Annotated in this window: 23 protein-coding genes; 16 read left to right on the top strand and 7 right to left on the bottom strand. The window is 52.2% G+C overall.

The window, feature by feature from the left end; translation table 11 throughout:
* Positions 1 to 38 precede the first annotated feature (38 nt).
* Entirely contained in the window at positions 39 to 515 is a 477-nt protein-coding gene (locus tag Q0796_RS05740) for a hypothetical protein (protein WP_298441027.1), read from the top strand.
* A 116-nt stretch (positions 516 to 631) separates the two neighbouring features.
* Positions 632 to 1273 (top strand): hypothetical protein, encoded by a 642-nt coding sequence (locus tag Q0796_RS05735; RefSeq protein ID WP_298441025.1) that lies wholly within the window; start codon positions 632 to 634, stop codon positions 1271 to 1273.
* Between the two features lie 21 nt (positions 1274 to 1294).
* Here Q0796_RS05735 and yegD read toward each other — a convergent pair whose 3' ends face one another.
* The gene (gene yegD, locus Q0796_RS05730; RefSeq protein WP_298441023.1) at positions 1295 to 2659 is read right to left on the bottom strand and encodes a molecular chaperone; all 1365 of its coding nucleotides are present in this window, start codon (positions 2657 to 2659) and stop codon (positions 1295 to 1297) included.
* Here yegD and Q0796_RS05725 point away from each other — a divergent pair.
* The 4 genes from Q0796_RS05725 (at position 2649) to Q0796_RS05710 (ending at position 5910) form a co-directional block, all read left to right on the top strand.
* Complete coding sequence (locus Q0796_RS05725; RefSeq protein WP_298441022.1) at positions 2649 to 2906, top strand: hypothetical protein; 258 nt, start codon at positions 2649 to 2651, stop codon at positions 2904 to 2906. The genes yegD and Q0796_RS05725 overlap by 11 nt on opposite strands.
* Positions 2907 to 3470: a CAP domain-containing protein gene (locus tag Q0796_RS05720; protein ID WP_298441020.1), complete on the top strand. Its 564-nt coding sequence runs from the start codon at positions 2907 to 2909 to the stop codon at positions 3468 to 3470.
* A gap of 158 nt (positions 3471 to 3628) precedes the next feature.
* Positions 3629 to 4804, top strand: a complete 1176-nt coding sequence (locus tag Q0796_RS05715) for a monodechloroaminopyrrolnitrin synthase PrnB family protein (RefSeq protein ID WP_298441018.1) — start codon at positions 3629 to 3631, stop codon at positions 4802 to 4804.
* A 20-nt stretch (positions 4805 to 4824) separates the two neighbouring features.
* Complete coding sequence (locus Q0796_RS05710; RefSeq protein WP_298441017.1) at positions 4825 to 5910, top strand: aminotransferase class V-fold PLP-dependent enzyme; 1086 nt, start codon at positions 4825 to 4827, stop codon at positions 5908 to 5910.
* Between the two features lie 134 nt (positions 5911 to 6044).
* Here the strand turns inward: Q0796_RS05710 and Q0796_RS05705 are convergent, their stop codons facing one another.
* The 4 genes from Q0796_RS05705 to Q0796_RS05690 all read right to left on the bottom strand — a co-directional run bounded on the left by Q0796_RS05705 (position 6045) and on the right by Q0796_RS05690 (position 9159).
* Positions 6045 to 6719: a hypothetical protein gene (locus Q0796_RS05705; RefSeq protein ID WP_298441015.1), complete on the bottom strand. Its 675-nt coding sequence runs from the start codon at positions 6717 to 6719 to the stop codon at positions 6045 to 6047.
* Between the two features lie 532 nt (positions 6720 to 7251).
* Positions 7252 to 7761, bottom strand: a complete 510-nt coding sequence (locus tag Q0796_RS05700; protein WP_298441013.1) for a hypothetical protein — start codon at positions 7759 to 7761, stop codon at positions 7252 to 7254.
* Between the two features lie 118 nt (positions 7762 to 7879).
* Complete coding sequence (locus Q0796_RS05695) at positions 7880 to 8431, bottom strand: hypothetical protein (RefSeq protein ID WP_298441012.1); 552 nt, start codon at positions 8429 to 8431, stop codon at positions 7880 to 7882.
* Positions 8432 to 8709: 278 nt separating this feature from the next.
* Positions 8710 to 9159, bottom strand: a complete 450-nt coding sequence (locus Q0796_RS05690; RefSeq protein ID WP_298441011.1) for an Lrp/AsnC family transcriptional regulator — start codon at positions 9157 to 9159, stop codon at positions 8710 to 8712.
* Positions 9160 to 9266: 107 nt separating this feature from the next.
* On the opposite strand from Q0796_RS05690, the gene Q0796_RS05685 reads away from it, so the two are divergent.
* Entirely contained in the window at positions 9267 to 9860 is a 594-nt protein-coding gene (locus tag Q0796_RS05685; protein ID WP_298441010.1) for a LysE family translocator, read from the top strand.
* 110 nt (positions 9861 to 9970) lie between these two features.
* Here Q0796_RS05685 and uvrA read toward each other — a convergent pair whose 3' ends face one another.
* The gene (uvrA, locus tag Q0796_RS05680) at positions 9971 to 12796 is read right to left on the bottom strand and encodes an excinuclease ABC subunit UvrA (protein ID WP_298441008.1); all 2826 of its coding nucleotides are present in this window, start codon (positions 12794 to 12796) and stop codon (positions 9971 to 9973) included.
* 267 nt (positions 12797 to 13063) lie between these two features.
* On the opposite strand from uvrA, the gene Q0796_RS05675 reads away from it, so the two are divergent.
* The 7 genes from Q0796_RS05675 to Q0796_RS05645 all read left to right on the top strand — a co-directional run bounded on the left by Q0796_RS05675 (position 13064) and on the right by Q0796_RS05645 (position 21564).
* Entirely contained in the window at positions 13064 to 14419 is a 1356-nt protein-coding gene (locus tag Q0796_RS05675; protein ID WP_298441006.1) for an MFS transporter, read from the top strand.
* A 103-nt stretch (positions 14420 to 14522) separates the two neighbouring features.
* Positions 14523 to 15290, top strand: a complete 768-nt coding sequence (locus Q0796_RS05670) for a hypothetical protein (protein WP_298441004.1) — start codon at positions 14523 to 14525, stop codon at positions 15288 to 15290.
* A 58-nt stretch (positions 15291 to 15348) separates the two neighbouring features.
* The gene (gene ssb / locus Q0796_RS05665; protein WP_298441147.1) at positions 15349 to 16026 is read left to right on the top strand and encodes a single-stranded DNA-binding protein; all 678 of its coding nucleotides are present in this window, start codon (positions 15349 to 15351) and stop codon (positions 16024 to 16026) included.
* 139 nt (positions 16027 to 16165) lie between these two features.
* Positions 16166 to 17515 carry a site-specific integrase gene (locus Q0796_RS05660; protein WP_298441003.1) on the top strand — a complete coding sequence of 450 codons (1350 nt, stop codon included), beginning with the start codon at positions 16166 to 16168 and terminating at the stop codon, positions 17513 to 17515.
* Positions 17512 to 19074 carry a site-specific integrase gene (locus Q0796_RS05655; protein ID WP_298441001.1) on the top strand — a complete coding sequence of 521 codons (1563 nt, stop codon included), beginning with the start codon at positions 17512 to 17514 and terminating at the stop codon, positions 19072 to 19074. The genes Q0796_RS05660 and Q0796_RS05655 overlap by 4 nt, the downstream gene beginning before the upstream one ends.
* Positions 19067 to 21118, top strand: coding sequence for an integrase (locus tag Q0796_RS05650; protein ID WP_298441000.1), 2052 nt, complete (start codon positions 19067 to 19069; stop codon positions 21116 to 21118). Before Q0796_RS05655 ends, Q0796_RS05650 begins: the two co-directional genes overlap by 8 nt.
* Positions 21119 to 21120: 2 nt before the next feature.
* Positions 21121 to 21564: a hypothetical protein gene (locus tag Q0796_RS05645; protein WP_298440998.1), complete on the top strand. Its 444-nt coding sequence runs from the start codon at positions 21121 to 21123 to the stop codon at positions 21562 to 21564.
* A gap of 104 nt (positions 21565 to 21668) precedes the next feature.
* Here Q0796_RS05645 and Q0796_RS05640 read toward each other — a convergent pair whose 3' ends face one another.
* Positions 21669 to 23447: a DUF262 domain-containing protein gene (locus Q0796_RS05640; protein WP_298440996.1), complete on the bottom strand. Its 1779-nt coding sequence runs from the start codon at positions 23445 to 23447 to the stop codon at positions 21669 to 21671.
* Between the two features lie 195 nt (positions 23448 to 23642).
* Here Q0796_RS05640 and Q0796_RS05635 point away from each other — a divergent pair, with 195 nt between their 5' ends.
* The gene (locus Q0796_RS05635; protein ID WP_363322304.1) at positions 23643 to 24287 is read left to right on the top strand and encodes a recombinase family protein; all 645 of its coding nucleotides are present in this window, start codon (positions 23643 to 23645) and stop codon (positions 24285 to 24287) included.
* A 690-nt stretch (positions 24288 to 24977) separates the two neighbouring features.
* Complete coding sequence (locus Q0796_RS05630) at positions 24978 to 25403, top strand: hypothetical protein (protein ID WP_298440994.1); 426 nt, start codon at positions 24978 to 24980, stop codon at positions 25401 to 25403.
* Positions 25404 to 25511 lie beyond the last annotated feature (108 nt).

Here is a 25511-nt window from a genome sequence, read left to right as displayed (position 1 = left end):
GTTACACTGGCAACGTAATAACAGCACAGGAACAGGCAATGACTCGCAGCCACAGCCCCATCTTCTCTGGTACTTTTTCTTGTCCTTTCGCCGCGCTTGGCCGTTACGCCAGCGCGGCGGCGTTGCTGCTGGTGTTGAGCGCCACCGCCCACGGCGCCGGCGCCAACCACTATCGCCCCGATCAACTGCCCGACATGGTGCGCCATGCGGTGATCAGCGGCGTCAGTTACGCCATTGTGGACGATCTTTACTACCAACTGCGCCAAGGCCGCTATCAGCAAGTGGCGGCGCCGTCACTGGCGAATAAGATCCACATCAGCAACGGCAAAAGTCGCACCACGATTGCCAGCACCGATAAAACCAGCAGCGCTGGCGGGGCTAAGATCCTGACGCAGCTGCCCGGCCAAGGGCAGCAGGTGATCATTGATGGCGTGGCTTTTGTGGTGGTGGCCGGGCAGTGGTACGCGCCGCTGCTGGATGGTGGCCACTATGTGCAGGTGGCGCCGCAGCTGTAGCCTTGGGGCTGCGGCCAATTGCCGCCGCCGTTTGGGGCAGCACAAATTGCGTGGCGGTCGTTGACGCTGCGGTGTCTCTCTCCTAGTTTCAGCTTGTTGTCTTCAAGGATGAAACGATGAAAGCGTTATTGCTACTGTTGCTGTGGGGGCTGTTGCTGGGCTGCACGGCGGCGCCGCCGCCCCTGCCAACGCCGCTGCTGTTGTGGCAAGAAACCACCCGTTACGGCAATGAACCCAGAGACTACGGCAGTTACAGCTACCTGCTGTACCAAGCTGGGCCGCAGCATCCGCTGGCGTGGCGCAAGTATCAGGCGCTGGTGGCGGCCGTGCAGGCGGTGAACGACGAACTGCAAGGGGATCAACGCCGCTTGCCCCGCTACATGACCAACCGTTTTGCCCTGCCGGTAGACGACAACGGCCGCTTTATGGCGGTGTTGCAGCTGCATAATCCCCATTTATTCCACAACCCCGGCCCCTATTTAGTGACGGTGCTGCAGCCATTAAGTTTGCAGCCCGCGCAGCCGCAAGCGCAGATGTTGTATCTGGATTTTTCTCTGGTGAGCGAAGCGCAGGTGACCACGTTATTGCGGGAGTTTAAGCAAGAGCTGAGCCTGCAACCGCTGCAGGGGCGCGAGCAGTTGCGGTCGATGCGGCTGAGCCTGTTGCAGCGGCTGCTGGCGGCGGAAGACACCATCGGCCTAGTGCTGGCCGATGGGGTAACAACCCCGTTAAAGGGGCACGGCAACCTCCGTTTATAGCGGCCAGCTGTGGCCGCAGGGTTAGCTAAAGATCTTATTGGCCCACAGGGTTAAGCCGGTGGTAACACTGCCGAAGTTATCGCCGCTGATCAGCGGCGCTTGGTAACGGCTGCTTAAGAAGTGCTTCAGTAGGGGCGAGTTGGCGCTGCCGCCGGTTAAGAAGATCCCATCGGGCTGATGCCCCGCTTGGCGGATCACGTCATCGGTTAGTTCGGCAATGCGTTTCAGCAACCGCTCAGACGCGTCAGCAAACTGCTGGGCGCTGAGCTGCACATCCAAATTATCCAGCAGATAATTCAGTTCCACCTGGGTGCTGTCGCTGCTGCTTAAGGCAATTTTGGCGCGTTCGGCGTCGGCACTTAAGCGGTAGGTCATCCGTTCTTTGCTTAGCGTGATCAAACCGTTCAGCATCGCTAGCCCCGGCTCGCGGGCACAGCGGGTTAACAGCTGCATGGTGTCCATGCTGTAGAACTCGGTTTGCGCGGGCAACAGGTTGATGCTGGCGGCGTTCAAAAACGGTTTGATCGGCATCGAGCGATTGCCCGGCAACAGCTTACCCAGCCCCAGTGCGGGCATCAGTCCACGGTAGTTCAAGGCGATATCAAAGTCGTTGCCGCCAATGCGTTCGCCACTGAAGCCCTGCACCAAACTTTGGTGATCGCGGCTGTCCAAGTAGCCGGGGCCCATGGTCAGCATCGACACATCAGAGGTGCCGCCGCCGATGTCGATCACTAGGATCTGTTGCTCTTGCTGCAACTGCTGCTGATAGGCCAAGCCCGCGGCCATTGGTTCATACAAAAACGCCACCTGCTTAAAACCAACAAACTGGGCGGCGTTGGTTAAGATGCTGATCGCTTGCTGGTTGCTGAGCTCGGCATTAACCCCCTGGAAGTTCACCGGGCGGCCAATCACCACCTTTTCCATGCTGCCAGCGCCGCTGTTCCGTACTTGCTGGGCGATGTGCCACATCATCGACGCGGCAATGTCTTCAAACTGGATCTGCTGGCGGGCGGGCAGGCCGCTGGCGCCTAAGAACGACTTTGGCGAACGCACGTAGTAACAGTCGGCGGGATCTTCCAAGTAGTGCTGCAGCGCCGCTTGGCCAAACTCCAGCTGATCGCCGTAGCCATCCAGCTTGGCTTCTTTTAAGGCAAACAGGCTTGGGCCAACGGCGGCCATGCGCGCTTGTTTGTAATCGTGGCCAAGGCCAGCGTGTTCTAGCTGTTGGTGCAGCCAACCGCAGATCATCTCTGGCTGTGGCGCGTACAGGGTAGAGGCCATGTAGTTGCCGTGATCGGGTAACTGCACCAGCTGTGGTTGCCCATCCTGCATTACGCCAACGGCGCAGTTGGAGGTGCCAAAATCAAAACCGGCGATGTGGGTCATAGTTACTCCTAATGAACGGCAGCGGCGTGGCGCCAATGGGCACCACGAAACAAGAAGGGGGCGCACCTTAGCGCCTCTGTTGGCACTGGGCAAGCCAGCGGCGCAAGATAAACGCGATCCAGCGGGGGGCTTAAGCGCCAACCACCCAGCCCTTGGGGGCGAACGGTTGCAAAAAATCGAAACGACAGTGGCGGCTAAGGCCGTTAGCCTAGGCGCTCGAATTCAGTTCAAGCAAGTGAGTAAGTGAATGAAGCCAATGGCCATCGCCCTGATGGTAGTGGGATTGAGCGCCTGTGGCAGCAGTGGTGGCGACGGCCCGGCTGCGCCGCTGCCGGAGACTCCGCCAACACCAGCACCAACACCAACACCGCCCGCACCCGTGGTGGGCTGTAACGACGAACTAACGCCGCTGCTGCAGGCGGTTAATGCCGCCCGTGCCGCAGGCCAGCATTGTGGCAGCGATTGGTATCCAGCGGTGCCCGCCCTAAGCGCGCATGCCCAGCTGCAACAAGCGGCGCTGGGGCATTCGGCCAACATGGCCAACTACGACTTTTTTGATCACACCGATTTGGATGGCCACAGCGTGGCGGATAGGGTCAACGCCCAAGGCTACCAATGGCGCGCCGTGGGCGAGAACATCGCTGCGGGCTATGGCAGTGTGGATGCGGTGATGGCCGGTTGGTTGGCGAGCCCCGGCCACTGCCGCAACATCATGTCGGCCAATTATCAGCAGCTGGGGCTGGCCTGCGTCAGCAACAGCAGCAGCCGCTACCATCAATATTGGACGCAGGTGTTTGCCAGTCCGCGGTAGCGTTTAACAGCGGCGGCACCAGCAGCAGTGGCAACTTGATTGCACAGGCCGTTGCTTGCCGTTGCCGATGGCGCTGTGGCTATCTTGGCCGCAGGTTTGCCTAACTTGGCGCCAAGCTGCAATGCTGGAATTTGATCTGTGTACAGGGAGTAGCAGCAATGAACAACAAGGTAGCCGCGTTTGACGGCTGGATCCGTTCCGATTTTATCGCCATCAACAGCGAGCTAGAGCAGCGCTATTTCGACCAAGCCGATCCCGCCAATGTGGTTGGCGTGGGCGACGACTTAAAGCAGCAGCTGCAAGCGGTGGGGCGCGAGCACTGCATCGAGTTGCTGGCCCAAGGCAACACCGACGAAGGCTTCGACCAAGCGTTCGATCTGCTCGGCAACGTTGGCCTCTATTTGGCCGCTTGTCGTCGTCATGGCTTGTCTGATCCCGACAACGATCGCACCTCGCCCCAGCCGGAAGCCTCGGCACTGGCGCTGCACATCGCCGCCAGCATCGGCGTGGTGCCGCGCTTTGCTACCGCCCACCTGTGTACCCATAACCGCGCGATCAATGGCCACTACAAACGCTTTACCGATCTGAGCGCCGAACAGTGCTTTATTGATTACAACAGCAAAGGGATCTTGGCGTTTAAGCGCGCCAGCGAAGCGTTGATGAAGGTGCTGCCGCTGGGGATCTCCCACCCGATTGCGCTGGATCTGTTTAAAGCTGCTGAACAGGCGCTGCTGGAAGTGCACCACAGCAATCAACAGCTGTTTGCCCAGCTGGATCCGGATCAGTTCTTCTACGGCGTGCGCCCCTACTACAAGCCGCATCATGTCGGCAGCCAAGTGTATCGTGGTGCCAACGCCGGTGATTTTGCTGGCATCAACGTGATCGACATGCTGTTGGGTTTGTGCCAAGCCAACGAACCCGCCTATGGCCGCATGTTGGTGGAAAAATTCCTCTACATGATGCCGCAAGATCAGCAAATTTTGCGCGAATGCATGCGCCAGCGCAGCTTGCTGGATCAGTTTTTGGATGTGGCCGCCACCCAGCATCGCAGCAGCTGGTATCAACAGCACCTCACCGCCTTCTTGCGCCTGTGCGAACTGCACGGCGACATTGCCAATCAGCACCACGAGCAGCTGGTGGATAAGTACATCGTTAAGCAAGCGCAGGCGATGGATCAAAAGCACATGGGGCAGTTAACTGCATCGGGGCCGCAGCTGGCGGGGTTGATGAAATCTCTAACGGATCTGCGCGATCGCCGCGCTGGGCTGCAACGGCACGACATCGTCACCAGCTACACCGCGCTGCAGCAGCTGCGCGCCAGTCTTAACACCTAACCCCAAGGGCGTAATTGGTAATGGATAAGCACGATTTCTTAATGCCCAGTGGCCACTACTTTGGCAGCCACAGCGCCGGTCGGCCCTTTGCCGACACCATGGCGCAGTTTCAGCAAGATTATTTCCAGCCGTGGGGCGGCGACTGCTGCGATCCTTGGGGCGAGTGGCTGGGGCAGATCGAGCGCTTTCGCGCGGCGTTGGCGGCGCTGTTTAATGTTGACGCCAGCGGTTTTTGCCCGCAAAGCAATGTGTCGTCGGGATTGGTGAAAGTGGCGATGGCACTGCCGCAACTGCAATCCGGCGGCACCGTGCTGCTGAGCGAGCACGACTTCCCCAGCATCGGCTTTGCCCTGCAACAAGCGTTGCCAAACGGCGCGGCACAGCTGCGGTTTATCCCCAAAGGTGCCGATCTGACCGACGCCAATGTGTGGGACAAACACCTAACCGCAGACGTGGCGCTGGTGTGGATCACCCACGGCTTCTCTAACCTTGGCGCAGCGGCACCGCTGGCGCAGATCCTGCCTTTGGCGCGGCAACGTGGGATCCTCAGTGCCATCGACTTGGCGCAATCCGCTGGGGTGTTACCGCTGGATTTGGCCGCGTTGCAGCCGGATTTTGCCTTTGGATCATCGCTTAAATGGCTGTGTGGCGGCGCTGGCGCGGGCTATCTGTGGGCATCGGCACCGATGCTAAGCCAGTGCCAGCCGAAAGACGTGGGCTGGTTTTCTCATCAAGATCCGTTCGAGATGAACATTCACCAGTTCCGCTACCACGACCAAGCGCTGCGTTTTTGGGGCGGCACCCCCACGGTGGCACCGTTTGTGTTTGCCGCCCACAGCATCGAACGCCTTAGCGCCTTCGGCATCGACAACATCCGCGCCCACAACCTGTCGTTGCAGCAGCAGTTATGGCAAGGCTTGGGCGAACGGGTGCTATCACCGCAAGATCCCGGCAAACGCAGCGGCACCATTATCATCAATGCCGATTTAACCAAGCTGAAAGCGGCGGGGGTGTTTGCGGATCTGCGCCCCCTTGGGGTGCGGGTGTCACCGCACATCTATAACGACAGCGACGATGTGGCGGCGTTGATTAACGCGTTAGGGTAAACAACAAGGTCGCCAATCGGCGGCCTTATTTTTATTCGAGATCTGGGAACGCTCACTGGATTGAATCGAGAACCATACGGGGTAAAAACGGGTTGCTAAAATAGTATCTAGCAGTATGTTTTTAATTATACCTGCTAAGTTTTACTGTTTATTATCCTGATTAATGAACTGCCCAGTTGCCGAGTGTTATATGGGTTGCCATTACTGTTTAATAGGTTCAAGTTAAACTTTAAACAGAGCTCTCTTAACGCTGGTTTTGATGGCGTGATAATGTTCCCATTAGCTTTAACGATAATGGTTCCATTCTCTAGTTCTTCTATTTCAAACTCTTCATGCTTAGCAGATTTAATCGCAGGTATGTCAACTTTGGTAACGGTTGATGTTTTTAGCTTTGATAATGAGATCGCGACCTTACCATTGGAGCCGGTATTCCCCATCAATTCTCTGGCCTTGGCTGTAGGCTCGTTTAGCAACACTTCAATTTGCATATCTTCCGTGTTGATCCAAAGAATAACGACTCGATCGACTTGATTCAGAGTATTCGGGTTAAACGACACATTGCCAGAACTTCCCATTACGGCTGTGGTTTTTACCGAGATACGTTCACCATTTGCACTAACCACATCGTAACCTTTTTGGTTTACTTCAGTCGCCATTTGGCCGTTCACAATCAGTGCTGTGTACAGCTCACCAATACGGCCACTCAAGTGCCTTAGCTCTGTGGGGGGCACGCCCCAGTGCAGTTCTCGTTCAAACCAAGACATTGCTTCACCAAGGGATTGGATGATTTGCATTTGAGTGAGTGCCATTGAAGCTCCGAATTTAGATCGTTGTGCCTATTGTTTCTATTTAAACAAACCAATTTTTCATTACGCAGTAGTCACTGAGTGTAACGGTGTGGTCAACTAAATTTGTCTACGGTTTCGCCAGTTTTCCAGTATCTTCGCTCTGACTCATTGGCTGTTCAACCGCCATTGTAATGATGAGGGGCGTTGTTGATCAAACCCATCGGGCAGACGCACTGATACCAATGCCAGTTAAGATGGGTGTCTATTTAAGCGTCAGTCAGAGAGGTAAGAGCAAACCGAGAGAGTATCTACTGGTACTCTCTTTTGGTGTTGGTGATCAAACCAGAAAACGCATGCCAGTAAGGTGGGTGTCTAGTTAATTTGGTAAGAAAACGCATGCCAGTAAGGTGGGTGTCTAGTTAATTTGGTAGTTAATCAAACCAGAAAACGCATGCCAGCAAGGTGGGTGTCTAGTTAATTTGGTAGTTAATTTGTTATAGGTCCAAGCCCACGCAGTGGGCTGATGGTTCATGGGCCTGTTAAGCATCGCTAATTAGTAGCTAATATGCCACCTTGCAGGAATACCAACTCGGTTGCTGACTACTTTTTTTCCACTTGAGAGCTCTAACACTATCTTGAACTCATGCTCGCAAAAACCAGCTATAGGGTGCGAAAAGTCCAATCTATGCTCTAGCTCGACAGTTTCACCAGCTTCCAGCTTGTATTGTCGCGTACCCAACAAACCATATACCTTTGCCCCCCACCAAACACATGGGTAAAGAGATGGCTTAATAAAAGGGTTTTTCAAATGAGTAAACAAGGCTCTGAGTAGTGGCTTACACTCCTTCGCATCGCACTGTGTAATATATACAGTTTCCTCAGAACGGTTTACAACCAGCGCCTTAATTGAATCGGATTTTTGGTCTGTGAAACTCACATTCACTGATGGGGATATTATAATCGGGCGAAGGGCTCTAATAAATTTTCTAAGCGCATAGACCGTAGAAATAAATGCGAGTAAACCACCGCAAACAATCCCAATATTCTTTGCAATATCGATCATAAATCTCCCTATTGCTTAACGCCCTATTCAGGGGCTGATAATTGCTTGCTAAAATTGTGTAGCGAAGCGGAACCGAGCAAGCTGTTAGCAGTCCCGTTACTATAATGGCTTGTTATATTTACATATCACCGTTGTATGAAATAGGTGTTTTATCAATACCAATGTCAATTCGAACTTCATTAATAAACTTGATTGCTAGTCCCCTTACTTCAGCCCATTCATAGCTGACTTCGTTGCCTGATATTTTAATTAAATGATCTATAAAATTATCATGAGCATCCATAGCTGATTGCGGAGCTAACATAGCTAAATAACCATAGGTTTGCATTCGTTGCTCATTAAATGAATCAAAAGCTTGAGCTGCTTGCTCAATAGGCGTTCTGCCAGATTGTAAAGAATCAAAGGTAGATAAAATTTTAGATACTACATCTACAACTGCGCGATAAATAACGATTTTATCATTATGACTACGCATGTAGGTTTCTTTGTATACATCAAGTTCTCTTTTGGTCGCTTCAAGTTCCTTATTTAGAACGTTTTTCTCCCTCTCCAAAATCCTGCTAGCCCAAACTTTACCTAACCAATTAGATAAACCAAAGATGATAACACCTGCTGCACCAACAGAAGTAATTACAGCGGTTATAATTTTAAACACATCTTCCCAATTCAAAGCTTAAACTCCCTGTAAATATAACAGCTTGTTATGATGCCAACTGGCACTTTGTTTACATTCTGTGCTGGTATCTTTTGCCCAGAGCTGTAAGCGCCTGCCAATATCAAAACTCAACCTTTTCAATATTTTACGCGGACATGAAACAAATTAGAAGACAAAGCCGTGCGGCATAGGATCCCTTAGCCTGTAAACAAAGTGCCAAGTGTCAAAACTGTGCTTCAAACCAATAATGTTGGCGATTTCAGATCCAATTAAAAAATACCATTCAGCCACATTTACCCCCGTTCATCTTTCGACGATTCCATCAATACATGGGTGCTGATGGTGGCCACTTGCGGCAGCATCCCTAATACGTCGGTGTGGAACGCTTTGTAGCTGCGAAGATCGGCGGTTTCGACTCGCAGCAGGTATTCGTAGGGGCCGGTGACGTTGTGGCATTCCAGCACTTCGCTGGATTGGGTGATCGCCAGCTCGAAGCCTTTTTGCGCTTCTTTGGTGTGCTCGGATAGCCCCACGGCCACGTAGGCGGTAAAGCCGTGGCCGAGTTGCTGGGCATCCAAGATGGCGCGATAGCCTTTAATCACCCCAACTCGTTCTAACTCTTGCACTCGGCGTAAGCAGGCGGAGGGGGATAAGCCCACCCGATCCGCCAGTTCGGCATTGCTGATGCGGCCGTCGATTTTTAGGATCTGCAAGATTTGATCGGTATAGCGGTCGTTCTTCATTGATTATTGCGCTTATGGGGCTTTATTGAACAATAAAGGCAATTATCTGTCGTCGCAATCGCCGTAAACTGATGTTTCATTCATCAGAGAGTGTTGTTGGGGTCGCCATGAGCATCGAACTGTTAACCGCCTTAAGCCTGTTTGCGCTGGTGTCGTCGATTACGCCGGGGCCAAACAACATGATGTTGCTGGCGTCGGGCGCGAACTATGGCCTGCTGCGTACCTTGCCGCACATGCTGGGGGTGACGCTGGGGTTTTCGTTGATGGTGGCCTTGGTGGGGTTGGGGATCATTCAACTGTTCGATCTCTTCCCGTGGAGTTACACCCTGCTGCAAACGGTGGCGGTGTTGTATCTGCTGTATTTGGCTTATTGCATCGGCAGTGCTACTGGGGCGCCAGAGGCCAGCCGCGGTGGCAGCAAACCGATGACCTTTATCCAAGCGGTGCTGTTTCAGTGGGTTAACCCCAAGGCGTGGACGATGGCGCTAACCGCCATCAGCGTTTATGCGCCAGAGCGCAGCGTTGGGGCGGTGTTGTTGGTGGCGCTGGTGTTTGGCTTGGTTAATCTGCCGTCGGTAAGCCTGTGGGCGGTTTTGGGGCAGCAGCTGCAACGCTGGTTGGGCAGCCCCAAGCGGCTGCGGCTGTTTAATGTGTCGATGGCGCTGTTACTGGTGTTGTCGCTGTGGCCGATGCTGACTTGAGGCTGTGCGAGGATCAAAAAACGGCGCCCATCGGCGCCGTTTTGCTTCGTTGTTATCTTACCTTGCGCCCACGGTGGCGAAGCTCGGCAGCGGTTTAGCTCAACGGTGGTTTAGCTCAACAGCGGCTTCAAGAAGCGGGCGGTGTGGGATTCTTTGTGCTCTGCCACCTGTTCTGGGGTGCCTGCTACTAAGATCTGGCCGCCGCCTGCGCCGCCTTCTGGGCCCAGATCAACAATCCAATCGGCGGTTTTGATCACATCAAGGTTGTGTTCAATCACCACCACGGTGTTGCCGTGATCCCGCAAGCGGTACAGTACGTCCAGCAGCATCTGAATGTCTTTAAAGTGCAAGCCGGTGGTGGGTTCGTCCAAGATGTACAGGGTTTTGCCGGTGTCGCGCTTCGACAGCTCTTTGGCCAGTTTTACCCGCTGCGCTTCCCCGCCAGACAGGGTTGTGGCCGCTTGCCCCAAGCTGATGTAAGACAGGCCCACGTCCATCAAGGTATTCAGCTTGCGGGCGATGGCGGGCACCGGTTGAAAGAACTCGCTGGCTTCCTCTACCGTCATCTCTAGTACTTGGTGGATCGACTTGCCTTTGTACAACACCTCTAGGGTTTCGCGGTTGTAACGCTTGCCCTTACATTGGTCGCACGGCACGTACACGTCTGGCAGAAAGTGCATCTCTACTTTAATTACGCCATCGCCTTGGCAGGCTTCACAGCGACCGCCCTTAACGTTGAACGAGAACCGCCCCGGCTTGTAACCGCGCGAGCGGGATTCGTGGGTGGCGGCAAACAGTTCGCGAATGGGGGTGAAGATGCCGGTGTAGGTGGCGGGGTTAGAGCGCGGAGTACGGCCAATTGGGCTTTGGTCGATATCCACCACCTTGTCGCACAGATCCATGCCTTCAATTTTGCTGTACGGCGCGGGCTCGGTCACGGTGGCGCCGTTCAGTTCGATGTGGGCGATCTTGTAGAAGGTGTCGTTGATCAGGGTGGATTTGCCGGAGCCCGACACGCCGGTGACGCAGGTCATCAGCCCCACAGGAATGCTGAGATCAACGTTTTTAAGGTTGTTGCCGCTGGCACCAAACAGCTTAATTTGCTGTTCGGGATCGTTGGCGGTGCGCTGCGCTGGTACGGCAATTTGCTTGCGGCCAGAGAGGTAATCGCCGGTTAGGGAGTGTTCATTGTTGAGGATGTCGTCGAGGCTGCCTTCGGCCACCACTTCACCGCCGTGCACCCCAGCGCCGGGGCCGATGTCGATGATGTGATCGGCGGCGCGAATGGCGTCTTCGTCGTGCTCGACCACCAGCACGGTGTTGCCCAAGTCGCGCAGGTGCTCCAAGGTGCCCAGCAGCCGTTCGTTGTCGCGCTGGTGCAAGCCGATGGACGGTTCATCCAGCACGTACATGACCCCCACCAAGCCCGCGCCAATTTGGCTGGCAAGGCGAATGCGCTGGGCTTCGCCCCCTGAGAGGGTGTCGGCCGAGCGCGACAGGCTGAGGTAGTTCAGCCCCACGTTCACCAAGAAGCCCAGTCGGTCTTGGATCTCTTTAAGGATCTTGGAGGCAATTTGTGCGCGTTGGCCATCAAACTGCAGCGCGTCAAACCATTCAGACGCGGCACCAATCGACCATTCGGTCAGTTGCGGCAACGGCGTTTCGCCGACAAACACGTTGCGGGCTTCTTCCCGCAGGCGCGAACCGCCACAACTGCGGCAGGAACTGGTCGAGATGTACTTGGCCAGTTCTTCGCGCACGGTGTTGGATTCGGTCTCTTTGTAGCGGCGGTTAAGGTTGTTGAGAATGCCTTCGAACGGGTGTTTGCGCACCACGGTATCGCCGCGATCGTTGTTGTACTTAAAGCTGATGCTTTCGCGGCCAGAGCCATCCAGCACCAGTTTTTTGATCTTCTTCGGCAGCGCGTGCCATGGGGTTTCCAGATCGAAATCGAAGTGATCGGCCAAGCTCAGCAGCATCTGGTAGTAGTAGAAGTTGCGTCGATCCCAGCCGCGAATGCAGCCACCGGCCAAGGACAAATCAGAGTTGGTGACCACCCGCTCTTCGTCGAAGAACTGCTGCACCCCCAGACCGTCACAGGTGTTACAGGCGCCAGCGGGGTTGTTGAAGGAGAAGATCCGTGGCTCCAGCTCGGTCATCGAGTAGCCACACTTAGGGCAGGCAAAGTTGGCAGAGAACAACAGCGGTTCGCTGCCGTCGTCGTCCATGCTGGCCACGGTGGCAACGCCGCCGGACAGCTCCAGCGCGGTGTCGAAGGATTCCGCCAAGCGTTGGCTTAAGTCGTCGCGCACCTTAAAGCGATCCACCACCACTTCGATGGTGTGCTTTACGTGCAGCTCGAGGGTGGGTGGATCCGATAAATCACACACCTCGCCGTCGATGCGGGCGCGAATGTAGCCCTGCGCCGCCAAGTTTTCCAGCAGCTTTTGGTGCTCGCCTTTGCGGTCATTAATTACCGGTGCCAGCAGCATCTGTTTGCTACCCGCGGGCAGGCTTAACACTTTATCCACCATCTGGCTGACGGTTTGCGCCGCTAACGGCTCGGCGTGGGTTGGGCAGCGTGGCTCACCCACGCGGGCGTACAGCAAGCGCAGGTAATCGTAGATCTCGGTGATGGTGCCCACGGTGGAGCGGGGGTTGTGGCTGGTGGACTTTTGCTCGATGGAGATCGCCGGTGATAACCCTTCGATGTGGTCTACATCGGGCTTTTCCATCAACGATAAAAATTGGCGGGCGTAAGCCGACAGCGATTCCACGTAGCGACGTTGCCCCTCGGCATAGAGGGTATCGAACGCCAGCGACGACTTACCGGAGCCGGAAAGGCCGGTGATCACAATCATCTTGTCGCGTGGAATGGTGAGGTTAACGTTTTTTAGGTTGTGGGTGCGTGCACCGCGAACTTCTATGTTGTCCATCGAGCCATGTTATCCAGATCAAAGTTTTACCAGTATCGCACAACTGTTTAGCGCAAGCCCATTAAAGCGTTGGTGCCAAATAATGGCGGCGCTGACGGGGGCTGGCGTGGGTTTGGATCGCCGCCACTCTCAGAATTCTGATCTGGATCGCAACCAATACCTGACCAAGTAAGTAAGGTATAAGCCGTTAATTTTTGGCGCAGTTGTTAAAGCGGTTTTGCTACACTGCCGCTCGTTTATACGAATGCCACCAGTTAGGAGTGTTGGGTGAGTCAGGGTCTAAATCCGATTGAGAAAAAAGCCGCGTTCTCCCTTGCGGGAGTATACGGACTGCGTATGTTTGGCCTGTTTTTGATCATGCCGGTGCTGGCCACCTATGGCCAAGATTTAACGGGCTTCTCGCCACTGTGGGTGGGCATCGCCATTGGCGCTTACGGCCTTACCCAAGCACTGCTGCAGATCCCGGCGGGGATCGCCTCAGACAAATGGGGCCGCAAACCGGTGATCACCCTTGGCTTGCTGATGTTTGCCTTTGGTTCGGTGGTGGCGGCGATGGCCGATTCCATCTACATGGTGGCGGTGGGTCGGGCGCTGCAAGGCGCGGGCGCGGTGGCCTCTGCGGTGCTGGCGTTGGCGTCGGATCTGACCCGCGACGAGCAACGGCCCAAAGTGATGGCGGTGATCGGTTCCTTTATCGGTTTGGCCTTTACCGTTGCCTTGGCGGCGGGGCCGTTATTGGCGGAAAGCCTTGGGGTTAACGGCCTGTTTGCTTTAACTGCGGTGCTGGCGTTAGCGGCCTTAGCCTTGGTGCACCTGCTGGTGCCCAGCGCGGTGCAACGCGCCCCTTCTGGTGATCTGGTGGCTACCCCCAAGCGACTGCTGCTGATGCTGAAAAACAAGCAGCTGCTGCGGTTGGATTTAAGCATTATGGTGTTGCATATGCTGATCACCGCGCTGTTTGTGGCGCTGCCGCTGGCGTTGCTGGATGCGGGATTAAGCAAAGAGTTGCACTGGCAGATGTACCTGCCAGCGATGCTGTCGGCCTTTGTGCTGATGGTGCCCATCATCATCTACGGGGTGAAGAAGAAAACCAGCCGTGGGCCGATGCTGTTTGCCATCGCTTTGCAGCTGGCGGCAACGGTGGTGATGGCCTGTGGCTATCAATCGGTGTGGGCGCTGGGGATCGGCACGGTGATGTTCTTCACCGGCCTGAACTACCTTGAAGCGGCACTGCCAAGCTTGATCTCGCGCCTTAGCCCTCCGGGCGATAAAGGTTCGGCCATGGGCATTTACTCTACCGCGCAATTTGGTGGCGCCTTTGCTGGCGGCATTTTGGGTGGGGTGCTGTTCCAAACGCTCGGCGCCATGGGCGTGTTCTTGCTGTGCGCTGGGGTGATTGTGATCTGGCTGCTGCTGATGTGGAACATGGAAAACCCACAAGAGGTGAAAAGCCTTACCCTTGAAGCCAAGTGCGAGCCGGAGCAGGCTTCGGCGTTGGCGGCGCGTTTATCGGCGTTGCCAGGGGTGGTTGAGGTGATCCTAATCCCACAACAACAAGCGGCGTTCCTGAAGGTGGCCGACGACTTTGATGTGGCCAGTGCACGTTCTGCAATTAACGGTTAACTATCCGTTTTACCAGCATTAAAAGCTGCGCTAAATTGATAGTAGCGATACAGCCTACAACGCCCAGCATCGTGCTGGGCGTTGTTATTTAGGGAGAGGCAATATGCGGTGGTTTGGGTTTTGGTTGTTGCTGTTTAGCTGCGGTGCAAATGCACTGGTGGATCACTTAAGCGTGAATCGGGTGGAAGTGATAAAAAACCAGCCAACGCAGTTGTTCATCAATATCGTTGCCGATCCCAGCAGCAAGCAGCAGCTGCGCTTTTACCTAGAGCAAAACGGCCAACGGATCCCGCTGCGCTACCGAGAAGTCAACGATTTTCAATTGCAGATCACCAGCAGCACGCCGCTGTCCAGTAACGCTCAGCTGTTGGCCAGCACGTGGTTGCACGTAACTGATGATGCCTTGGGGCGCTTTCAGTTGGTGTCGGTGGGCAACGCCAACCCGCAAGATCACAACGCGGTGGTGGCGGTGGCCACCAGCAAGTTAAACCACCCCGCGCCAAGCACGCGACCAGAGCAACACGCCCAGCTTGGCGAGGGGGCTGAGCCCGCTCTGGCCACGGTGACGCCCGCGCCTAAGCTCAAGGCGGTGAAGCAACCTTCGCCCGCGCTGCAAACGCCAACGGGGATCCAATGCAGCTTGCACCGCGGCGAAAGTTTGTGGCGTGCGGCAGAGCGTTTGGCACCGGCGTTTGCGGTGGGGCGCTATGGCATGATCTGGGCGCTGTACGATGCCAATCCCAGCGTATTTAATGGCAGCCCACAGATCATGCGCAGCGATCAATTGCGTTGCCCATCCAGCCAGATAATTGCCCGCTGGCAAGATGAAGCCAAAGCCAAGCAACAGTTTAAATTGAGCACCCGCCAATGAGTGTGTAATGCCAAAGCATGTGGTAAATTGAGCGGATCAAAATAGACCCGTGGAGAGAATGATGGCCGGCGGCATCAATAAAGTTATCTTGGTAGGTAACCTAGGCAAAGATCCTGAAGTACGTTACATGCCTAATGGCAAAGCGGTAGCAAACCTAACCGTAGCCACCTCTGAGTCTTGGAAAGACCAGCAGGGCCAGCGCCAAGAGCGCACCGAGTGGCACAACGTATCGATGTTTGGCGGCTTGGCGGAAGTAGCTGGTCAATATCTGAAGAAGGGTTCCAAGGTTTACTTGGAAGGCAAACTGCAAACCCGTAAGTGGCAAGATCAAAACGGCAACGACCGTTACACCACTGAAGTGATTGTTGATATGCGCGGCACCATGGAGATGCTGGATGGTCGTGGCCAAGGTGGTCAGGGTCAGCAAGGCGGTGGTTTCCAAGGCCAACAACAAGGCGGCGGTTTCCAAGGCCAGCAGCAAGGCGGTGGCTTCCAAGGCCAGCAGCAAGGCGGCGGCTTCCAAGGTCAGCAGCAGGGCGGTGGCTTCCAAGGCCAGCAGCCACAGCAGCAACAAGGCGGCTTCCAGCAGCAAGCTCCTGCGCCAGCGCAACAGCAAGCGCCGGTACAGCAGCAGTCGCGCCCTGCGTCAGCCCAACAACAGGCTCCGGCTCAGCAGCCAGCGAAAAGCTTCACGCCAGAGATGGATGAAGGTTGGGATGACGACATCCCGTTCTAGATTCTGGATATCTAGAAACTGTCAATCTAGATGTCAAAATCACTCTAAACCCAGCATTAGTGCTGGGTTTTTTGTTTTCGTCACTTTTCTTGACTTTCTGTAAGTTAAGCTTGTAGGCTTATGGAAAAGCAAAAGTGTCATGAAAACAAGAAGAAAGAATGAGATGAAGTACAGATTGGATATGTTGGTCTTTGAGGGAGGGGAGCGTTATCCCATCCTGATTGATGAAGAGGGAATGCCACACTTCCATGCCACGCTGCATGTCACTTCAGAGCTGCGCCCACATCTCGCAGTCAACACCATCAAGAATCGTCTCAAGGCACTGCGCTGGTTCTTCGAGTGGGAATGGCAAAATGGCAGAAACCTTCATGCCGAGTTTCAGCAAGGCCAGTTCCTCAAAGATGGCGATCTGGAAAGTATCCGTGAGCACATGAAACTGGATGTGCGTGAACACAAGAAACAGCAAGATGGCAAAGCGCTGATGACGAAAAAGGTCTTCAGTATCGATGACCAACCCAAGATGCAGATGGCGGCAGCATCTGTTAGCTCGAACCATCACTACAACCAGATGACGGCAGTGGCTGACTATCTGCATTTTGTAGCCAAAGTGGCGAATCAGCATCGCAACTGCATTGACACAACTTGCGCCATCGACAACATGCAAAAGAGGCTGAAGAAGGGGCGGCCAAAACGCAGAAAATCCTCCCCATTGGCCAGTGCCCTCAAGGTTGAGGACGGACTGATTAATGAGTTTTTGGAGGTGGCTCACCCTGAACATGCCAAGAATCCTTTCAAGAACCCTGCGGTGCAGAAGCGTAACTATCTGATGTTTCGCATCTTGAAGGAAACGGGTATGCGTCGTGGTGAACTATTGTCCCTTGATATCACTTACATGGAGCTGAGCGGGTCGGGAAGGCCTGCAATCAAGGTGATGCGAAAGCATGATGATCCCTATGATAGCCGCACAGTTCAACCGGTCACTAAAACACTGGAGCGGCGGCTGGTCATTCAGCCTGAAACGGCTCGTTTGATTGATAGTTATATCTTGATTGAGCGTGCTAAAACGCCAAACGCCAAGAAGCATCCCTACCTGTTTGTCGTGCACCAAAAAGGGAGCACTCAAGGACAACCAGTCAGCACAAGTACCTTCGACAACGATATCGTTCAAGCGATGAAGAAGGTCGATGAGCGCTTCAAGATCATTCATCCCCATTTGTTCAGGCATGATTGGAATACGCGCTTTTCCAACAAAGTGGATACCATCAATGCGCAGCGTGAGCAGGCCAAGAACCAAGGAAAGGAAACCAAGCCGCCAATTACGCCAGAAAGTGCGGCCCAGAGCCGTATGCACCAGATGGGGCACAGTAACGTGCGTTCGGGGGACCCATACAATATGCGGCATATTGTCGAACAGGCAGAGGAGCTCTCTCTGCGTGAGCAAGAAGAATTAGAACAGGCGAGACGCCAGCCGCAGGGGGGACAGGAATGACAGCAGTTGCGACTATCGAGCGTGGGTTAGCACGTAAGCAAAGACAGCAACTCGTTTCTAAAGACGGGTATAGCTTTGAGCGTGAAGCTGACCGATGGGTTCTGAACAAAGACCGAACAATCGCTTTTCAATCCGAAGTTTTGGGTATCGATCCGAAGGTACTAGAGGGATTTCGCTCTCAGTTGGCGCGCTGCGCACAGGAGTTATCAGCAGATCACACAAGTAATATGTATCTGCGTCTCCAGCGCTTCATCCGAGATACAGGCTCTAAACGCATCACAGTTGATTCCTTGATGAACTGGAGGGTTCTACTTGGCGATGAGCGAGAATGGCACTTGGGGGCACTAAGAGGCTTTTTGGTCGACTGGTACGATAATGGCTATCACGGAGTGGGCAAAGAGGTCGTTAGTTATCTTGAAGGCCTTCGCCTGAAAGGCAACAGTAAAGGCGTTGCTGTCGCTAACCGTTGCCCGTATACCGGCGCATTTACTCAGAATGAAGTGCTTGCCATCAACCAAGAGCTAATCCGCCTTTGGCGTGAGGATGAGATTGATGTGACCTGTTACGCCTACATCAATCTATTACAGGCCACCGCTCGCCGTTCCGTGAACCTTCGTCAGCTCAAAGCGATGGATCTCATGGTCACACGTAAGAACGGGGCGACGACCTACAAGCTCAATATTCCACGGGCGAAAGTGCGCAATGGTGGTGGGTTTCGCAGCGAGTTTAAGACTCTCTCTATTACCGAAGAACTCTATGTCACGCACCTAAACCTTGTTGAGCAGCAGGTTGCTGTTTTGGAAGAGCTCTACAACCAGAAGCTCAACGAAGAGCAAAAGCAGCTTGTCCCCATGTACTTGGACAGAAACATGGCCAGTCAAATGATTGGCCAAGGTGCTCTTGGCGACCTGCTGGACTCTGACATTCTGCATATGAGTTCGGTTTCCCTTCGTGAGCAATATGTCATGACATTCAATCGTAGGCAGCGGGCCGTGTCTGAGCGTACAGGTGACATTATAGTGATCACCGCTCGGCGTTTTCGACGTACCCGAGGGACAAACTTGGGTCGTAAAGGCTATGGGGCGGCAATCATTGCAGAGGCGTTGGATCATTCCGATACGCAGAATGTGAAGGTATACACCGAGAACACCGCCAATACGGTGCAGTATATCGACAAGGTTGTTGGTAAGGCGTTGGCTCCGTTCGCGAACGCCTTCATGGGGCGGATCATTGAGAATTTGGACGACGGAGAGCGTGGGGATGATCTCACCGCGAAGATCCCGAATACTGAGAATGAGACCGTGGGAGCCTGCGGCACCAATGACTTTTGCGTCAAAGGCTATGAAGCGTGCTATCTGTGTGAAAAGTTCCGACCGTTACTTGACGGGCCTCATGAGAAGTTCTTGGAGAACCTGTATCGAGAAAAGGAAGAACGCCTTCGTAACAGTAGGAGCAAGGAGTTTGCCAGCACCAAAGACCGACTGATTCTGGCCGTGGAGTGGGTCGTCGCCAAGTGCAAGGAGATGAAGGCAAGCCAAGAGGAGACCCAGAATGGCTGAGATCTTCCATTTTACGCCTAAGGCGCAGCTGACCGCTCAAAAGAATCTGAGTGAGTTCATTGAGCGCTGTAGAAGCGAACTGACAGCGTTTGGTACACAGGTTTGGCCCGATAATAACTGGAGAACGACAAAGGGAGACCGGACAGTGAACGCCCGGTTTGCCAGCAACCGGTTTCCATCTACAAATCATCGGTTTACCCCGTTTGACCAACCGTACTTGGATTTTGCCAAGGGCTATATCCGGTACATCTTCTCGCACAACCCGGTCAGTAACTTGCAGCGGCATTTTGAGGCATTGAGGATTCTTGAGGAGACATTGGTGGGGGTCAAAGGGAAGGCAGATGTGCTGCTTCTTGATGGCAGCGTTCTCTCTTCACTCGACTCAGTCTTTCAACGTCGGCTGAACAACGCTGAAGGTCGCAACAAAGCCGGATATCAGATGGAACTGCTTCTGAAGTTCTGTCGTGAAAGGCTGCTAATCCCGAACTTGCCAGAGTGGACTAACCCCTATACCAAAGTGAAAGATTTAACCATTGCGCTGGATGAGAAGGGGAAAGAGCATAACGCTGAGAAACTGCCTGATGACAAGGTCATGATGGCAGTTGCTGAGCTGTTTCATCGTGCGCCCTCACTGGGTTTGGAGACCGAGTATTACACCGCAGTAATGTCGCTACTGATGGTTGCCCCGTCCCGAGCCTCAGAGACTTTCATATTGTCTACGAACTGTTTGGTTCATGAACCGGACGAAGCGGGAGTAATGCAGCTGGGTATTCAGTGGGTACCAGCAAAAGGCGGGAAGCCCGGAGTTAAGTGGGTTCCAAGTGTTATGGAGCCTGTGGTTAGGGAGGCGGTCAAGCGTCTTCAGACGATTAGTAAGCCCGCTCGCGAGGTTGCCCTGTTTGCTGAGAAGAACCCTAATACTTTCTTCCGTCATGAAAAATGCATTACACCCAAGGGCTTTGGTGAACAGGATGCTTTGTCAATTGAGCAATTGAACGCTGCGATCGACAAGAAGTATACAGCTAGCACGATCAATACAACGAAGTGGTTAACCAAGTTGTTTGAGGATAATGGCCAGACATTTACCTATGCAGCACTTGGAGAGTACTACTTCAAAAAGTGCACGAAATCATTCCGGCATTGGCCGTTTGCTGATAAAGACCGCAAGGTAAAGGTCGCGGACTGCTTGCTTCTTCATCGTGATAACGAGTTTCATGCGAAGTTCACACCCAACCCACTTTCATTCAAACTCTTGAATGTAAATGAGCTAAACAATCGCTTCGGCGCAAACACAGAGGATGATTGGGCACGCTCACTGTGGCTCAAGCATGACTTGGTAGCTTCTAAGGAGCGAGCAGAATGGCATCTGACGTCCCACATGGCGCGCCATTGGCTGAGTACGATGTCTGAGCGTGGGGGAATGGATGAGCTTACTTTGGCCAACTGGGCAGGCAGAGCCAAGGTCTCCGACAACAAAAAGTACGACAACCGAAGCGAACAGGAAAAGTCCGAAGCCACAGCCGATGTCATGATCCCGGAAGATGCATCGGTTCTGGACAAGATCAAACTCAAACTGCCTGTGACCTATGAAGAGATCGGAAAGGATTTAGTGGGAACCGCAATCGTCACAGAGTTGGGGGTCTGCGAGCATGATTTTGCCATGATGCCGTGTCAGCGCAATGGAGACTGCGAAACCTGTAAGGAGTTGGTGTGCATTAAGGGATTTAGCGACTCTCTGGAGCTGCTTAAACGCAGGGAAAAGGAAGTTTCAGCGCAACTTGAACGAGCAATGAGCGAGCATAAGATGAGCACCTTTGGCGCTGACCGCTGGGTAACGGCCCATGGATGGCGATTGGCACACTTACGCACCAAAATCCGCATGCTGGAAGATGAGAACGTTCCAGATGGCACCCCTGTGCGCATTCCTGACGAATATGACCCGTCACCAATGAAGCAAGTTTTGGTGGAAAAAGGGATGGATAAGCAGGTCCATTCACAGGAGTCCATTGAAATGGACGATGATCTCTACGAACTGATGATGTAACGATGCCAAAGATTGTAATTACCCCAGAATCCGTCAAAACCGTTGTAAGGCTAATCGATACATGGGATGGCAAGCTCACTTGGAAAGCCTTATGTGGCAAGGTCGCAGAGGTCCTTGATATTGATAACGTTGAGCGGCAAACGCTTGCTTCCTACCAAGCTATTCAGGACGCTTATAGCCAGCGAAAAATAGCACTGAGAGAGGCTCCGAAAGAGCCAGCTGTTGTTTTCAACGACTCAACGGCAGAGTACCTTCATAAACGTGTGGTGGAACTAGAGGCGGAAGTTAAAAGGGTCAATGAGCTAAATGAGCGATACAAGCAGCGTTTTGTGCTCTGGCAGCATAATGCTTACCTGAATGGAGTACGGGTTGATAGGCTTGATGATGTCGTTGATGTTCTTAATAAACCTATGACTACACCGGATAGGAGAGGCAACAAAAGCTGAAACTCAAGTTTTTACTCGTTTATTTGTAGTAAACTAACTAGGTCTCTATAGACATGTTGAATTAGTCTTTAGAGACCTAGAATTAAGACTGTGCAGAGTGGCGCTTATATTCCATTGTTGTAGTTTGTGGTTAGTTCAATAATCCTCTGGACGTCATCTATTTTGTCTGTGCTCGTCCCTTGTCTGAGATAAGCGCTGCCATCAAAGTTACAAACCTCACCAACACTTTTGACTTCTATCTTAATGAGGTGGCGTCCACTGTACGGGCACATCTTAATATCTTTTAGTATTTGTTGCTTCAATGCTTCGTTAAAGTTCTTTGCTTGAATTTTGTCTTTTATTGCACCGAAGTAGGTATCTAGGTCACCGTAAAGACGTTCAGCTTCGTGATCGATACCATTGATGAAAAATCCGTTTTTCTCAATGTTGTCTGTCCCATATAAGTCTTGTACTCGGTTTGAGCACGCTTCTGTATCTGAGACGCCTATAAGTAAGAAGCCATTCGCATCTTTACCGATATTGTTGATGCCTACGCATGTAGCGACTACTTGATCTAAGCATGCTTCGCTAAAGCGATGATTACCATCAAGCCCAATGAAGCCTTGCTTAAAGTCATAATTTGGTTGTTCTGTCTTTGAACTGGTGAGGATGTTATCGATTTCAGTTATCCAAGCATGATTTTCAACTTGCTCCTGACTAGGTTGAAAATATCTAGCAATTAGAGCTTTTAGATCTTCAACACTTTTCTCTCTTGAGCTAGCTGCCCATCGACCTCCATCGGTAACATTGATTGTGGTTATTCCGACATTTCTTAACTGTTCGAAAAGACCATCAATGTCTTTAATCTCATTTTTTCCACTTATCATTGATTCATACATAGCAATAAAAACTGCCTGAAAGTATCTTGGTGATTTATTAGAGGTGTTGTTGTCACCTAAAATATGATTTTTGAAAGTGGTTTCTTTCGATTCAAATATGTTTTTAATGGTCTCGTAAACATAGATGAAACTACTCTTTATGCTATCAAAACCATTGGTCTGAATGTATGTTTCAAGTCTTTCTTGTTGTTCTTTGCTATGCTCGGTGTCTTTAAGTCCATAAAAAGAATCGAGGGAGGTTGAGCCCGAAGTTGGTTTATCTGTTAACGATATATAGGCTAGAATATTGGCAATGAGTTCCTCATCATCTGAAGCTCGGATGCATGAGCGGGTCAGAACTCCGCTTGTCACATAGAAGTGATTATTTATGCAGACTCCATAATTTAGGTTGTCATTACCAATGGAGATAGTGCTCATTGAGTTGAGCTTTAGCAAATCACTGTGGGATGTATCACCACGAATAACTGTAGCAATCGATCTAACTAGTTCAGAGAAATTACTTAAACTACCCGCACTCCTTAACTCTTGCTTTGACAAAGTCTTGCCGTTTGAGTTAATTCTTCTAAAAACTTCGTCAATATCTGCATTTTCGGCGGAATATTCAGATACGGCGAATTTGTATCGGGCAAGTGCTGTTGATGTATCACGAGGCAAGATGGGTGTTTTTTGCTCAATTAGGCCTTTATCTTTAAGGTCTTTAGTTAATGCAGTTGAGTCCAAGTCAAAATATTGCCCATCAATCTCGAATTTTTGGCTTATGAAGCTCATTACGGCCTCAAGTCTTTGCATACCATCCAAGATCTCACGTTTGTCCTTTATTCTGACAAATAATATTAGTGGGATTGGATAGTTTGAAATAATCGAGGAAATCAGAGCCTGCTTCTCTTCAAGAGACCAGACCAACTTTCTCTGATAGCGTCGATTTACAATTAGAATTTCTTTGTTGTACCAGTCAAAAAGATCTTCAATCGACTTTGAGTCAATATCTACATTAGCATTAAGCACGTTGTCTCTCCTGACAAAATAATCGCTAAAACCTTGTTGTTTTGTGGGTATTGTACACAGTAGCCGTTGGGCGTACATCACGATGTACTCTGCACAAGGGACGCTTGTCTCACTGTGACCAAAAGCCGTCCATCAAACGACCGTTTGTCACACGCTTGAGAAATCGCAATAAAACATCGTTCGAAGGTTGAAAAGGTGTCCGAAAACTTGTCTATTTATCTATGTAGCGTTTCGCAATGTTTTATGGAAAAAATAACAATGAAGATTGGATACATCAGGGTCAGCACAGACGACCAAGAACTTGCATCGCAGGTTGATCAGCTAATGGTTGCCGGATGCGAGCGCATTTATCAGGAGAAGCGTTCTGGTAATAGCGCCAAGGAACGGCCAGAACTCCACAGAATGATGGATGCCATCAGGGATGGGGATGTGGTTGTGGTGACAGCCCTAGATCGTCTTGGTCGCTCCCTCAAAGACCTTATTCTGCTTATGGAGCAGTTCCGTGAGTGCGGCGTTCAGTTTGTTTCCCTGTCTGAGGCCATCGATACAACAACTCCAGCAGGGGAGCTGGCTTTTCACATGTTTGGTGCAGTGGCCCAGTTCCACAATAAGATGAACCGAGAACGTACTATACGCGGACTCGCTTCTGCACGTGCGCGAGGTCGGGTGGGCGGACGCAAGCCAGCCCTTACCAAGACGCAAATCAGGCAAGCACAACATATGCTGCTCGACGAGACGGTAACTGTAACAAGCGTTGCGGGACATTTTGGTGTTGCCCGCTCTACGCTTTACAAGGCACTGAAGGACGCAGACCCACTAGTAGAAGGCTCGCTGTTGTGAGGTTTGGGGCTGGGTAAGAATTCCCCAAACGCTGTTACCCCGTGCTTCACTATGTTTTACTAAAGATTTTAGTAGAAAGGTCATTTTTACTAAATGGCTTGATTGAGCTGCCAGATGCCGTATTGGAAAGGCCAAGTATGGTTCGGTACGTTCATTACCGTACCGAACCATACCGAGTCTGAAACCCATTACGCAGCCCGATTTTCGAAACTGGCGTAGCGCAACTGATGGTGACTTGTGTAGCGCAACTGATGGGGCCTGATGAATCTCTGAGCGTACGCTCAAGCCAGTCAACTTCAGATTAGTCCTGAGTAGCAGGTGACAAAACCGAATGTTGGGTAACAGGCAACATCTCAGGTGGCATTAAGGTTGTGCGCATCGATCTCGGATTGGAGGCGTTCACGACACCGAGCGAACTCAGCTTTGTGGATGACGCTACCCATTCCGGCTTCACGGATTACCATGTCCATAGTGAGCCTGCTACCCGTCGTCACCACGAATTGAGACTGCCCAACAAGCAGACGGTCCAGCGCTCGCTGGAAACGAGATTCAATAATCTGATTCATATCTTAATGCTCACATCAACGCTTACCCCCTAGGGTAAGGCGTACCGAACAATATCGTGGAAAAACCTCAGTACGCAACTTGCGGTTCGCAATTTGCGTACCAGCTACACCAAGCCACTTGCGAATGGAGTTTGAGCCTATAGAGCGCTACTTTTACCCATTACTTGTTAAGGTCGTTTCTGGAGCCGACGTTGAGCTACCAGAGCATGTTGCTTTGTATTTGGTTGCGAGAAGTATCACATATCAGATGGTTCACGGTAGTGTCATGGGTACCGCAATGGATGCATATTCAACGAGGTTTGCTGATGGAACACAAGGTACCCTTTCACGAATAGCCCCAGATGATGTTGGGCCATTAAGCAAAGAAGAGCTGATGTTCTGTTGGCTGATGTATACGTTGTACGGGGATTTAGCCATGTACTCTGACGAGCAGCAAAATTATGTGTCAGAAGGGATGAAGAAGTGTGGTGTGGAATACACCCACAAACGGATTCCGGCAATGATTCGTCCACTCATTCTAGGCGCTATGCGTGAAATGGATGAAATATAGTACAAAGTCGTGCTGTCAGCCCGCACCACAAAAGTGTAAAATTAGCTGCCACAAAATGGGCCTTGCTGGCTCTTTTTTGACAAGGTTTGGAGAGAGTGACGATTCGTT

This window comes from uncultured Ferrimonas sp. (assembly GCF_947489035.1).
In the GTDB taxonomy this organism is placed as follows: domain Bacteria; phylum Pseudomonadota; class Gammaproteobacteria; order Enterobacterales; family Shewanellaceae; genus Ferrimonas.
This window is presented reverse-complemented; position numbering and strand designations above follow the sequence as displayed.

Excerpts from the sequence above, each read along its gene's own strand:
- Q0796_RS05740 (WP_298441027.1), top strand. The coding sequence starts at position 39 with ATGACTCGCAGCCACAGCCCCATCTTCTCTGGTACTTTTTCTTGTCCT.
- Q0796_RS05735 (WP_298441025.1), top strand. The coding sequence starts at position 632 with ATGAAAGCGTTATTGCTACTGTTGCTGTGGGGGCTGTTGCTGGGCTGC.
- Q0796_RS05725 (WP_298441022.1), top strand. The coding sequence starts at position 2,649 with ATGTGGGTCATAGTTACTCCTAATGAACGGCAGCGGCGTGGCGCCAAT.
- yegD (WP_298441023.1), bottom strand. The coding sequence starts at position 2,659 with ATGACCCACATCGCCGGTTTTGATTTTGGCACCTCCAACTGCGCCGTT.
- Q0796_RS05720 (WP_298441020.1), top strand. The coding sequence starts at position 2,907 with ATGAAGCCAATGGCCATCGCCCTGATGGTAGTGGGATTGAGCGCCTGT.
- Q0796_RS05715 (WP_298441018.1), top strand. The coding sequence starts at position 3,629 with ATGAACAACAAGGTAGCCGCGTTTGACGGCTGGATCCGTTCCGATTTT.
- Q0796_RS05710 (WP_298441017.1), top strand. The coding sequence starts at position 4,825 with ATGGATAAGCACGATTTCTTAATGCCCAGTGGCCACTACTTTGGCAGC.
- Q0796_RS05705 (WP_298441015.1), bottom strand. The coding sequence starts at position 6,719 with ATGGCACTCACTCAAATGCAAATCATCCAATCCCTTGGTGAAGCAATG.
- Q0796_RS05700 (WP_298441013.1), bottom strand. The coding sequence starts at position 7,761 with ATGATCGATATTGCAAAGAATATTGGGATTGTTTGCGGTGGTTTACTC.
- Q0796_RS05690 (WP_298441011.1), bottom strand. The coding sequence starts at position 9,159 with ATGAAGAACGACCGCTATACCGATCAAATCTTGCAGATCCTAAAAATC.
- Q0796_RS05685 (WP_298441010.1), top strand. The coding sequence starts at position 9,267 with ATGAGCATCGAACTGTTAACCGCCTTAAGCCTGTTTGCGCTGGTGTCG.
- uvrA (WP_298441008.1), bottom strand. The coding sequence starts at position 12,796 with ATGGACAACATAGAAGTTCGCGGTGCACGCACCCACAACCTAAAAAAC.
- Q0796_RS05670 (WP_298441004.1), top strand. The coding sequence starts at position 14,523 with ATGCGGTGGTTTGGGTTTTGGTTGTTGCTGTTTAGCTGCGGTGCAAAT.
- ssb (WP_298441147.1), top strand. The coding sequence starts at position 15,349 with ATGATGGCCGGCGGCATCAATAAAGTTATCTTGGTAGGTAACCTAGGC.
- Q0796_RS05660 (WP_298441003.1), top strand. The coding sequence starts at position 16,166 with ATGAAAACAAGAAGAAAGAATGAGATGAAGTACAGATTGGATATGTTG.
- Q0796_RS05655 (WP_298441001.1), top strand. The coding sequence starts at position 17,512 with ATGACAGCAGTTGCGACTATCGAGCGTGGGTTAGCACGTAAGCAAAGA.
- Q0796_RS05650 (WP_298441000.1), top strand. The coding sequence starts at position 19,067 with ATGGCTGAGATCTTCCATTTTACGCCTAAGGCGCAGCTGACCGCTCAA.
- Q0796_RS05645 (WP_298440998.1), top strand. The coding sequence starts at position 21,121 with ATGCCAAAGATTGTAATTACCCCAGAATCCGTCAAAACCGTTGTAAGG.
- Q0796_RS05630 (WP_298440994.1), top strand. The coding sequence starts at position 24,978 with ATGGAGTTTGAGCCTATAGAGCGCTACTTTTACCCATTACTTGTTAAG.